Annotated in this window: 10 protein-coding genes; 5 read left to right on the top strand and 5 right to left on the bottom strand. The window is 44.2% G+C overall.

The annotated features are described in order from the left end of the window. Positions 1 to 125: 125 nt before the first annotated feature. Positions 126 to 809, top strand: a complete 684-nt coding sequence (locus QO189_RS12985) for a phosphoglycolate phosphatase (protein ID WP_371533046.1) — start codon at positions 126 to 128, stop codon at positions 807 to 809. 49 nt (positions 810 to 858) lie between these two features. On the opposite strand, the gene QO189_RS12990 is transcribed toward QO189_RS12985, so the two are convergent. Next, complete coding sequence (locus QO189_RS12990) at positions 859 to 2,439, bottom strand: YifB family Mg chelatase-like AAA ATPase (protein WP_371533047.1); 1,581 nt, start codon at positions 2,437 to 2,439, stop codon at positions 859 to 861. 336 nt (positions 2,440 to 2,775) lie between these two features. On the opposite strand from QO189_RS12990, the gene QO189_RS12995 reads away from it, so the two are divergent. Both QO189_RS12995 and hemN read left to right on the top strand, forming a co-directional pair. Continuing rightward, positions 2,776 to 5,226, top strand: coding sequence for a penicillin acylase family protein (locus tag QO189_RS12995; RefSeq protein WP_371533048.1), 2,451 nt, complete (start codon positions 2,776 to 2,778; stop codon positions 5,224 to 5,226). A 363-nt stretch (positions 5,227 to 5,589) separates the two neighbouring features. Further along, positions 5,590 to 7,083, top strand: coding sequence for an oxygen-independent coproporphyrinogen III oxidase (gene hemN, locus QO189_RS13000; RefSeq protein ID WP_371533078.1), 1,494 nt, complete (start codon positions 5,590 to 5,592; stop codon positions 7,081 to 7,083). Positions 7,084 to 7,160: 77 nt separating this feature from the next. Here the strand turns inward: hemN and QO189_RS13005 are convergent, their stop codons facing one another. The 4 genes from QO189_RS13005 to QO189_RS13020 form a co-directional block, all read right to left on the bottom strand. Further along, positions 7,161 to 8,042, bottom strand: a complete 882-nt coding sequence (locus QO189_RS13005; RefSeq protein ID WP_201603343.1) for an SPFH domain-containing protein — start codon at positions 8,040 to 8,042, stop codon at positions 7,161 to 7,163. Between the two features lie 90 nt (positions 8,043 to 8,132). Next, entirely contained in the window at positions 8,133 to 8,747 is a 615-nt protein-coding gene (locus QO189_RS13010) for an NfeD family protein (RefSeq protein WP_371533049.1), read from the bottom strand. A 194-nt stretch (positions 8,748 to 8,941) separates the two neighbouring features. Further along, on the bottom strand, positions 8,942 to 9,493 hold the full coding sequence (locus QO189_RS13015) for a porin family protein (protein ID WP_371533050.1): 552 nt from the start codon (positions 9,491 to 9,493) through the stop codon (positions 8,942 to 8,944). 226 nt (positions 9,494 to 9,719) lie between these two features. Further along, entirely contained in the window at positions 9,720 to 10,256 is a 537-nt protein-coding gene (locus QO189_RS13020; protein ID WP_371533051.1) for a porin family protein, read from the bottom strand. A 283-nt stretch (positions 10,257 to 10,539) separates the two neighbouring features. Here QO189_RS13020 and QO189_RS13025 point away from each other — a divergent pair, with 283 nt between their 5' ends. After that, positions 10,540 to 11,772, top strand: a complete 1,233-nt coding sequence (locus QO189_RS13025) for an 8-amino-7-oxononanoate synthase (protein ID WP_371533052.1) — start codon at positions 10,540 to 10,542, stop codon at positions 11,770 to 11,772. A gap of 50 nt (positions 11,773 to 11,822) precedes the next feature. Continuing rightward, complete coding sequence (locus QO189_RS13030) at positions 11,823 to 12,650, top strand: methyltransferase domain-containing protein (RefSeq protein WP_371533053.1); 828 nt, start codon at positions 11,823 to 11,825, stop codon at positions 12,648 to 12,650. The last annotated feature ends 126 nt before the right edge of the window (positions 12,651 to 12,776 follow it).

Consider the following 12,776-nt stretch of genomic DNA (forward strand, 5'->3'; position numbering starts at 1 on the left):
GCTAATGCTCAGAGCCTTGAGAATATAACAACACTAAATTGACCAGTCTTAAAACACTACTGTGCTAAGGTATAACACGGAATATCTAACATAATAAATATAATTATTTTTAATAGTGAGGAACGATGAATAAGCAACTTTTAATTTTTGACTTTGATGGAACGCTCATTGATAGCGTGCCCGATTTGGCCGATGCGACCAATGCAATGCTGACCACGCTTGGCAAAGACACCTACCCAATTGAGACGATACGCAATTGGATAGGCAATGGTTCACGAATGCTCGTAGAGCGTGCTTTGGTCGGTGATATCACTGTCCCAGAGGGCGCATTGACCCAAGCCGAAGCCGATCACGCAGAGCAAATATTTTTTGAAGCTTATAAAAACCTCAGTGGTAGTAAAACCGTTGCCTATCCAGATGTCGATAGCGGCCTTAAAAAACTCCATGCCGCTGGCTATACGCTTGCCCTAGTCACCAACAAACCCATTCGTTTTGTGCCAAAAATATTAGCATCATTTGGCTGGCAGGATTTGTTTAGTGAAGTGATGGGCGGTGACAGTTTACCCGTCAAAAAACCAGACCCAGCGCCTCTATTGCACGTTTGCGACGCTCTCAATATCAGTGTCGCGCAGTCAGTGATGATTGGGGATTCTAGAAACGATATGTTAGCGGGACAAAGCGCCAATATGGACACGCTTGGACTGTCTTATGGCTATAACTATGGACAAGATATTCGTGAGCTAAACCCAACCGAGGCGTTTGATAATTTTGCTGACTTGGTTACTTGGATTATGAAAGATAATATCTAATCCATAAAAGTATTTATCAAACGGATGTAAAAATTGGCTCAAACGAAGACTACTCCTTACTACGATAGCTGAGCGCCTCAGAAACATGGGCGCTGGTAATATCGACACTCGCAGCCAAATCAGCGATAGTACGCGCGACTCGTAACACTCGATGGTAGCCACGTGCGGATAAATTCAAGCGCTGCTGAGCAAGTTCCAATAGTTGCTTTTCGCTGTCGCCGAGTTTGATGTATTCATCGATTTCGCTCGGGCTTAGCTCATTATTAACTTTTCGTTGTCGTTTTAATTGATGCTGATGCGCGGCTGCTACTCGCTCGCGTACTTGTTTGGAAGTTTCACCTGTCTGAGTGTTTTGCAAGTCAGCAATGGGCAATGCTGGTACGGTAATATGCAAATCAATACGATCTAATAGTGGCCCTGACAGTTTATCTTGATAGCGTTTGATTTGCTCAGGTCGACAGCGGCAGCGACCTGAGGTATCGCCGTCATAACCACACGGGCACGGATTCATCGCTGCGACCAGTTGGAAGTTCGCTGGAAAGGTCATTTGCGAGTTGGCGCGACTAATAGTGATTTGCTTGGCTTCTAACGGCTGGCGCAATACCTCAAGCACACTGCGATCAAACTCTGGTAACTCATCAAGAAACAATACACCTTTATTAGCAAGCGTAATCTCACCCGGTTTGGGCCGTGAACCGCCGCCAACCAACGCCACGGCTGATATGGTGTGATGCACCTGTCTGAATGGCCTTGTCCCGTAATCGTAATCACTGTCTGCCACTGAATACGTACTAGCTACCTCGAGCGCATCCTCATCACTAAGATCAGGCAATATCGTCGGCAAACGTGACGCCATGAGCGTTTTGCCAGAACCCGGTGGCCCTGTGAATAATAAAGAATGACCGCCAGCTGCTGCAATCTCCAGCGCGCGGCGGGCATGATGCTGTCCTTTGACATCTGCTAAGTCTACTTGATAGCCGACCTGCTGCGGTGCTGGACTGGGCTTCACCACTTCCAAACATTCATAGGTTGCGCCCGCGTCAGTCAGCGACTGTAAGTGGTTACATACTGCTTTTAGACTCTGTGCAGCCAATATCGTCACACCATCAACGCGGCTAGCCTCACGACCATTATCAGCTGGTACGATGAGCTTTGGTGTCTGCGCTAAATGGCTTGGCTCACTTTGTGTTTGTTCATTTGTGTCTATCACCTGTGATAATTTTAACGCAAGTCCTTCCGCTTTAATCGCGCGGGCGACCGCCAAACTACCCGTTACTTGACGCAGTTCACCGTTGAGTGCCAACTCGCCAATAAACTCAAACCCTGATAACACTTCTGGCTCAAGTTGTCCGCTTGCCGCCAATATACCAATGGCAATCGGCAAGTCCAGGCGCGCGCCATCTTTAGGTAAATCAGCGGGTGCCAAATTAATCGTTAGACGGCGATTGGGAAATTGGAACCCTGAATTAAGAATGGCAGAGCGTACCCTATCTTTACTCTCGCGCACGGCCGCTTCAGGTAGACCAACAATGGTCAATGCAGGTAGTCCTTGCGATAGATGTACCTCAATGATGACCTTGGGGGCGTGCAGACCGACGACTGAGCGGGTATAGACTTGGGCAAACGACATCAGCGTTTCCTAATATTAGAGATTAATCGATGATAAAGTATTATTTATCAGCGCGCAAATGTCGTGTTTTATAGTCTATTTTATTTACTAGCATAGTTATCAAAAATTATTATATGATAAGTAGGTGCTCTTATGCCTCGTCTCAACTGACTTGATTTTTTGATTTACTCAATGTCTATCAAATAGGCTAGATATAGTAAAAAATTTTCTCAGTATGGCATGTCTAGAGTTAAAAAGAGCATTGGCAATAAAAGGATTTTATTGATCATATAAAGCTCGGTGATTGCTGTTTTCTACGGCTTTATACACACCAACTAACCATGGATGGATAAGCTTATGAGCATCGATATGCTTAATCGGCGTGTGCCTAGGCTCGCGCTACTCACAGTGGCAGTTTCTATAGGATTATCTGGTTGTTTCGGCGACGACGATAACGATTCATTTACCTCTCAATCAACTTATTCAGCAAACATTCAGCGTACCGAGTTCGGTATACCTCATATCACTGCCAAAGACTATAAAGGACTTGGTTACGGCGTGGGTTATGCCTTTGCCGAGGATAATATCTGCTCGCTGGCACGTGAAGTCGTTGTGGCTAGCGGCCAAAGTATGCGGTATCTGGGCGACGAAGGTGATGTGGACAGCGACGTTTTTTATACGTGGTACAACTCTCCGGAGAGACGCGCTAAATTTTTGGCTGCTCAGGATCCAGAGGTCGTTGATGCGGTCACTGGTTACGCGGCTGGCTATAGCCGATACCTACGGGATAAAGGGGTTGATAACATCAATCCTGATTGTGCAGGTGCAGAATGGGTACGTGAAATCACGATTGATGATTTGCTGACCGTATATGGCAAAGCGAACTTGCGCGGTGGCCTGTCTAACTTTGTCCAACCCATCGTAGCGGCCGCACCGCCTGATTCAAATACAACGATGAACAGCAGTAGAATGCGTACTGTGAGTCCAGAGCCAGTAGCCGAGTTTGATAACTCCACGATCAATGCGATGAAAGGTGGCAGCAATGCTTATGCTTTTGGCAGCGAGGTAACTGGTACAGATAGTGGCATCTTATATGGCAATCCGCATGAGCCATGGGAAGGCGTGCAGCGCTTTTACGAGTTTCATTTGACCTTACCAGGCGAGCTTGATGTGATGGGCTCCGCTCAACAAGGTCAACCCTTTATTAACATCGGTTTCAACAAGGATGTGGCTTGGAGCCATACAGTTTCGACCGCCAAACGCTTCACCCTTTACCAACTCAGTTTGGTAAATGGCAATCCTATGAAATACAACTATCAAAACAGTACAGGTGTGTTTGAGCAACGTGATATCGAAAAAGTCGATGTGACCATTCAACTGCCGAACAATCAGACATTGGTTCGTCCTATCTACTTATCACAGTATGGACCTATGCTGAATGTGAAAGCACTGAACGGTCAATTACCTAACTGGGGCGATAACAATCTCGCTTATACGATCCGTGATGCAGCTTCTGAAAACCCGCGTGCCCTGAATCAATGGCGTAGTATGAACAAAGCGCGCAGTGTGGAAGACTTGGTTGATAGAATGCAAGATACCCTTGGTCTCGGCTTCGTCAATACCATTGCCACTGATCGCTATGGTAAAGCACTATATGCCGATATCTCAACCGTACCGCATGTCACCAAACAACAGCTAGAATCTTGTAGTGCCAATGCTGGTCCATTCCTTGGCGCGTTGATTGCATCAGACTTGCCAGCACTAAACGGAGCCACAGCTGCCTGTGAATGGGGCAATGATGCTGACTCGCCGCAAGCAGGTATTTTCGGACGCTCAAACCTGCCTTTCTTAATTCGTGATGATTACGTCGCCAACTCAAACGACAGTTATTGGTTGAGCAACCCAAAGCAGCCATTAACTGGGTTTTCACCTCTCCTACGTCGTCGTCTATCACCATTCTTAGGGCCTAATGCCGTAGATGGTGTGCCGTTACTCATGCGTTCGCGCATGGGACTGACACAGATCTCAGACCGACTCAGCAATAAAGACCAACTTGGTGGCAACACTTTTAATTTAAATAATATGCAAGACGTTGTCTATGGCAACCGCAGCTACGTCGCCGAGCTCGTACTCGATGATGTGTTGGCAGACTGTACAGCCAATCCTGTGATGCCACTGACCAGCGGTGGTACGATCGATGCCACTCAGGCTTGTGCCGTTTTGAGCAATTGGGATCGCCGTGATAATTTAGATAGTAAAGGCGCTCATGTATTTAGAGAATTCTGGCGCAAGGTCAATTTTACGGAAACCACGGACGATGCATTCAATGTGAAGTTTGATATTAACGACCCTGTCAACACGCCTCGTGACCTCATTATCAATGACAATACCCGCAGCGCATTGGGAGATGCGATTGCCTTCTTTAATAGCAAAAATATAGCGCTTGATGCGACTTTGGCAGATCTGCAATATGTCATCGATGCAGGCAATAATAATGAAAAAATCCCTATGCATGGTGGACTTGGACGCGAAGGTATATTTAACGTTGCTCAAGGCCCAGGATTAAACGAAGATGGTACTTATAAGCCAATTACCAATGGTCCTACCTATATGCAGACTGTCACCTTTGATAGTAAAGGACCCGTCGTAGAGGCGCTATTGGCTTACTCACAGGCCTCAGACAGTACACGCCCTTACCATCGCGATCAGACACGTCGTTACTCAGCTAAAGACTGGATACGCTTACCGTTTAGTCAAGCTGAAGTGAACGATCAGGCCGTTGGTAGTATCCTTCAGCTAAGAGAATAGTTTTCATAGAAAAAAGCATAAATATAAAAGACCTCAGCTCAGTGCTGGGGTTTTTCATATTTGCATAACAACCCTTCTTCAACACTTAAGTACACGCACCGACCTCCCCACTGCTAATAAGGATTTGCTATACTAGCTGCTATATATTTAGCGGCACCTTTTGCTACTAATAGACGATTCAAATAGCTCTATTAGCCACTTATGAAAACACAAAATCGACTCCAAATATGAGTCATTGACAGCACAAAATCCAGCAGTATCGAGAGTCAAAACGAGGAATACCGCATGACAGACTATTCAGAACAGAACACTCAGCAGCCCTACAACCGTGCGGACGAGCCACCAACCACTGTGCGCCCTGTTATGCAACCAGATAACCCTTATGCCAGCACGCGCGGCAGTATCACCAGTAAGCAGCTACCAGCATTTGATGAGGCGATCATCAATAAGTACAATCGCTCGGGACCGCGTTATACCTCCTACCCGACGGCGTTAGAGTTCACGCCAATACCAGATAGCTTTGAGACAAATAGTTTTGAGGCAGTTGGTCTTGAAACGAAAATCCTGCAGAATCGCGAGTCACGCGCGCCTTTATCTTTATACTTCCATATTCCGTTCTGCCGTCACCTTTGCTATTACTGCGCCTGCAATAAGATCATTACCAAAAAAAATAGCGACTCTGGTGATTACTTGCAGTATTTAATGGCTGAGATTGCCTTTAAACGCCGCTTGCTGTCTGTGCCAGAAGGTAGCGATAAGCCCTTGGTCAAGCAGCTCCATTTAGGCGGTGGTACACCAACATTTTTGCGTGATGAAGAAATGGTACAACTGTGGGAGTTTTTACAGACTCAGTTTGAGTTTTTGCCAGAAGATGAGGGCGACTACTCTATCGAAATCGACCCGCGTGAGCTGAGTGATAATACGCTAAAGATATTACGTAACCTTGGTTTTAATCGTATCAGTTTGGGTGTGCAGGACTTAGATGAAACGGTACAAATCGCGGTCAATCGCGTGCATTCAGCAGAGCTTATTGAGAATGTATTAACAGAGGCGCGCGCGCTTGGTTTTCACTCCATCAATATCGATCTGATTTATGGTTTGCCGCATCAAACGCCTGCTACTTTGGACAAAAACGTAGAACGCATCATTGAGATGTCACCAGATCGTCTGTCTGTCTTTAACTATGCGCATCTGCCTGAGCGTTTCAAAGCCCAACGTCAGATCAAAGACGAAGATTTACCCAGTCCAGCCGCCAAACTGACCATGCTTGGTAATACTATTAACACCTTGAGCGAAGCGGGTTATCAATATATTGGTATCGATCACTTTGCCAAGCCTGATGACGAGTTGGCCATTGCTCAGCGCGAAGGCAAATTGCATCGTAATTTTCAGGGCTACACTATCATGGGTGACTGTGACTTATTGGGCTTTGGTGTCTCATCCATCAGTCAAATTGCCAATAGCAATACGCGCTATATACTGCAAAATGACACCGAACTACAGAACTACCAAGCTAAGATTGATATCGCGAAAATCAATCCTATGGTCATGCCTGCCGTGAAATATATTAAGACGTCCATCAGAGATCGCTTACGTGAATATGTCATCATGAACTTGCTCTGCCACGATTATCTTGATTTTAAAGATGTGAATCAAAAATTTGGTATCGATGCGATTACCTATTTTATTGATGAGATTCAACAGCTGGGCGAGATGCAAGCAGATAGACTGATTGATATGGATGCAGCAGGCATTCGCGTCTTACCTAGGGGCCGCTTGCTTGGTCGCAATGTCGCCATGGTGTTTGATGAATATCTAGAAAAAAAACACAAAAACCGCTTCTCAAAAGTTATTTAAAATAACGATTTTGAAGCCACTTATTAGCCATTAAAAAGACCTCAAATGAGGTCTTTTTTTATATCTTTGCTGTCTATCTACAATTTTAATTTATCACCAACCATGCCTTTAACAGTACTCAAAATATCTGCTGGCAACACCACCATTTTTGAATTGTCAGACTCTGCCAGTTGACGAATAGACTTGATGTACTGCTCGCCAAGTAAGTAGACAATCGGCATCTCCTCATCACCCATCGCCGCTGTGATAAGACGGATCGATTCCTCTGAGCCTTTAGCCAGTACCACTTGCGCCTCAGCATCGCGACGTGAAGCTTCCAGACGACCATCTGCTTCCAAAATAGCCGCTTGTTTTTGACCATCGGCACGAGTAACGGTCGCACGGCGTAAACGCTCTGCGGCTGCTTGCTCTTCCATAGAGGCTTGCATGGTTTGCGAGGGGTTAATGTCTTGAATCTCTACTGTTTTTAACGTAATACCCCAATCTGCGATGTCTTCTGAAATCGCATGTTTGAGCAAAGCTTTGATCTCATCACGACTTGATAAGGCATTATCCAAATCCATCTCACCAATGATTGAGCGCAAGGAAGTTTGCACCAAATTGCGGATACCATGCTCATAATCTTCAATACCGTAAACCGCTTTGTCTGGACGCAGGATGTTGATATAAGCCACAGCATTAGCGATGATAACGACGTTATCACGGGTAATGACTTCTTGTGATGGAATGTCTAATACGATGTCTTTTGTGGTGACTTTATAAGCGACTCTATCCACAAAAGGAATGATAATGCTAAAGCCAGGCTCTAGTGTTTGCTGATATTTTCCCAGCCGCTGCACGACCCATTTGTACCCTTGCGGGACGATACAAACACTCTTAAAGACGGTAAAAACCACCAATGCTGCCAATACCAGCATCACGATACCGACGCCATTTAAACTACTCAAGATGCTACCCATGTGATTCTCCTTGACCATCGCTTTATTTGCCAGCGACATGATTTATGTCCTTTTTTTCTTAATTTAAAAATCTTTGGTACCTGATAACGTTTATTTGTTAGTACCTGTCTCTTTGAGATCAGGTTTGTGCAAGCTCAGTCTACTCGCTTTAGATTGTTTGGCAGGCATTTGGCTACTTGCAGGCAATTGACTATTGATCGTCGGGGTAATGTTTGGATGTATGGTTTTGGGTGCTTGGAGGCGCTGCGTGGGTGCAACCACCACCTCATCGCCGACCATCTTTATGACTACCACTCGATCACCTGTCTCGACATTCACGCCTGCTGTGCGACATGGCCACTCATCTGCACCCCAAATGGGCACGTTAAAGCGCACCATACCTGAAATGCCTGTTTGCGGTTTGACCACAATCATGCCTGTCTCACCAATAATCAGATCGCTACTCTGCCCCGCCTTTTTGCGGTTTATGGACAGCGGCTTGATGTATTTGACCCAAGCAAACATAAACAAAACTGATAGCGTCAGCCAAATCAATACCTGAAATAATAAAGAAATGGGTAACAGCCACGCTAAAGCGGCAACAATCACAGCGGCCGCGCCAAACCAAAGGCTTGCAAAGGTCGGAATAAATATCTCAGCAATCATCAAGGAGAAGCCCAACACCAACCAATGCCAAGGTTCAATCATCCAGATAGTCTCAATCATCGCTGTCTACTCCTGTATCTGCCTATCTCCAATGTAGCACAGTTTTGTAAATAATATTATCTTAAAAATCAATTACCTATTATTATTTATGGTGCAGTATTTTAATAAAACAAGCATAATGAATGTTAAAATCAGCACAAAAAAAACGACCACTTAAAGTGATCGTTTTTTTTGTCATCTACACAAATTAAATCTTAGAATTTATAATGTGCACCAACAGTCAATAGTGTAATATCTTCAGCAACATAGTCGTATTCAGCTTCAACACTCATGTTAGGGTTGAAGTTATAACCCAAGCCAATACCGCCAGCTACACCACTGTCGCTATAGCTATCACTTACAGAGTTTCCAAGAATATCTTCAGCAGAAGCTTCAATCTCAGCTTTAGCAAAGCCTAGTTTGCCTTTGGCATATAAACCAGTATTTGGGAATGCATAGCGATAAGTACCATAGGCACCATAAGTTTTCAGGTCATATTCAGCATCGATATTATTATTACCGAGATCAACATCAGCGTCACTAGAACCCACATACTCAATCTCAGCACCAAAGTTAGGGTCGAAGTTATAACCAGCATAAACGCCATATGCAGTAGCATCATCAAAATCACTGTCGTCTAGCATGAATTGACCAGCTTTAACACCAACGTACGATTGACCAGCACCATAAGAGATAGCTGCTTGTGCACTCATTGTCATTACTGAACCAGTGATTACTGCAAGCAACGCTTTTTGTAGATTTTTCATAAACTATTCTCAACCTTGGATTTAATAAACAAATAATTTGTTTACTATCAAACACTACTCAACTATTTTCTACTCGTAATTAGTAGTGGCAGTATCATACCAAATTATTTGTCAAAGTAAACATGTGTTGTAAAAATATTTTATAGGCATAAAAAAACGACCACTTAGAGTGATCGTTTTTTATTCTACTTATTTAGTCAAAATATAGTTGACGAATAAATAATTCTTAGAATTTTAGTTGTGCACCAACAGTCATAAGATCTGCATCGCTACCTAGCATGTCGTATTCAGCTTCTACACTAAAGTCAGAGTTTACTGCGTAACCAAGACCTACACCACCAGCAAGGTTGGTATCGTCATCTGAACCATTATATAAACCTGCAACGGTATTAGATGCTTCCACTTCAGTTTTTGCTACACCTAGTTTACCTTTTGCGTATAAACCAGTGTTTGGGAATGCGTAACGGTATGTACCATAAGCACCGTATGTTTTAGCATCAATATCACCGCCTCTGTAGTCAGCATCATCTGAACCAACATATTCAACTTCCATACCAAAGTTAGGATCGAAGTTATAACCAGCATAAACACCGTATGCAGTTGGATCATCAGCATTGTCGATATCTAGATCAAATTGACCGACTTTAGCACCAACATACGGTTGACCTGTATAGCCGTTACCATAGTTAACAGCGGCGTTTGCACCTACAGTAAGTAAAGAACCAGTTGCTAGTGCAAGTATAGTTTTTTGTAGAGTTTTCATTATTAGCTCCTTCAAGTAAATTTGGACAAACAAGTTATTTAGTTGTATTGACCATTTGGCCCTATCGCCTTGTTTGCTAACGATGAGTACATAGTAACAAACTATTTCAGACACTCTGTCAGTGTTTAATGGTATGAGAGTTAAGATTTGAAAGCATTTGTCAGCGCTCGGGTTACAAAGGCTGATATATGAAACTTTTTGTTACACATCACGTTTTTGTGCAATAATCCCTACTCATTGTGTTCCGCGTATACTGACGAATAAAGAAAAAGGACGGCTCTGTATGTCAGCTTCTATCAACGCACAGCTACAAATTGCGCTCTTACAACTCAAAGACAAACAGCAGTATCGCAAATTACCAGGTATCGAACATCAAGGACGGTATGTAATTGTTAATGACAATACCCTATTAAATATTGCTAGCAACGATTACCTAGGTTTGGGCAGTGATGCTGAGTTGCAGCGTGAGTTTTTTGAATTTATTCAGCAATCAGTGGACTGTTTACCCAAAATGAGTGCAACGTCATCGCGTCTGTTAACTGGTAACGATGCACAGCTACAAGCGCTAGAAGACGAGCTACAAGCGTGGTATGAAACCGCAGCTGGAATAAATCAAACTACGACAAAATCTGCGTTGGTATTAAATAGTGGCTACCACGCCAATATCGGGATTTTACCTGCATTGACTGCACTATCAGTGAAGACAGTTATTTTGGCAGATAAGTTGGTACACGCCAGTATGATTGATGGTATCAGGCTAAGCGAAAGTAAACGCTGTCTGTATCGCCGCTATCGGCACAATGATTATGCGCATTTGGCTGCTATGCTCGCGCAGGTTGAGGAGGACGTGGAGCGTATCATCATCGTCACCGAAAGTATTTTTAGCATGGACGGGGATCGTGCTGATCTACCTACTTTAGTTAAGCTAAAAGCCGCTGACAGTCGTATTGAACTGTATGTCGACGAAGCCCATGCCGTCGGTGTCCTGGGAACGCAAGGATTAGGGTTAGCCGAAGAAACAAATACTCTCACTGAGATTGACTACCTAGTGGGTACGTTTGGTAAAGCGTTTGCTTCGGTTGGCGCTTATATAATATGTGATGAGGTGGTCAAATCATGGCTCATCAATCAGATGCGTCCGCTGATTTTTAGTACCGCATTGCCACCGATCAATCATGCATGGACACGGTTTATTTTGGCAAAAATGCCGCAGCTACAGACGCGGCGACAGCATTTGGCGCAGATTTCATTACAGCTGAGCCAAGCCATTAGCCCTGAATATCGTGTAGCATCAGCAGCAAAAGATCCTATTTACGAGTCACCCATTGTGCCTTATATTTTGGGTGACAACGCTCGTACGATGGCAAAAGCGAAACAGCTCCAAGCCGCTGGATTTTATGCCTTACCCATTAGGCCACCGACCGTCCCTGCCAATACATCACGTATTCGCTTGGTACTCAACGCAGCCATTACCCATACTGAGTGCGAGCGCCTGATCATGCAATTATCTATATGACGACAGCAGTTTTTGATGCTCATTATAAAATTTTATGTGAAAGAACGATTATGGAACATCCCCTCACTACTTCTGAGCTAAGTGCCCGCAAGCAGACCATTGCGCGGCATTTTTCTCAAGCCAGTCAGTACGATAAACATGCTCACATTCAGCAGCAGGTTTGTCAGCACTTATTGATGGCTATCGATAATACCAATCAAGACAGTGTGCTTGAGATCGGTGCAGGCACGGGACAACTAACGCAGCTACTGGCAGCATATGTACAAAGTGAGCGATGGTGTATCAACGAGTTATGTGAGCAGCAAGCCACTCATTTACAGGAGTTGTTGCCACAAGCACAAATCCTTATTGGCGATGCGGAAACGATGGATTTAGGCGGTGAGCATAGCTTAGTCATCAGTGCCAGTGCGATTCAGTGGTTTGATAATCCACTCAGCTTTATCGCACAGTCAGCCTCACGGCTAAAACCTAATGGACAATTATTACTAAGCACCTTTACCCCAGATAATTTTTTGCAAATAAAGACACTGACACGACAAGGACTGCGTTATCCAGATATTAGTGAATGGCAATCAGCACTGGATCAAGCAGGATTTAGACACATAAAGCTATCAACGCAGCGCTTTAACGTGCCTTTTGCCCAGCCTTATGATGTGCTTAAACATATGAAGATGACCGGTGTCTCTACCAATCAAACACATAGCAGGCAAACGATTGGTGAGCAAACGTCCAACACACAGCCTTTTGTCTGGACCAAAACCCGCTTGCAAGCATTCGAGCGCGATTATTGGCAGCAGTTTTCGGGCATAGATGAGGACGATCAGCCTTGCGTATATCTGACTTACGACGTACTAATGATTGATGCGCGTTTGCCATAACGGCACGCTTGAAACTATATACTTGAATATCAGGCATAAAAAAACGCATCTCGAAAGATGCGTTTTTTTGATCTAGCTAATTTAATCTAACTAGCGATTAAATCAGCCTTGAACATTAAGTAATTA

The organism is Psychrobacter sp. Arc29 (assembly GCF_041431175.1).
Classification (GTDB): domain Bacteria; phylum Pseudomonadota; class Gammaproteobacteria; order Pseudomonadales; family Moraxellaceae; genus Psychrobacter.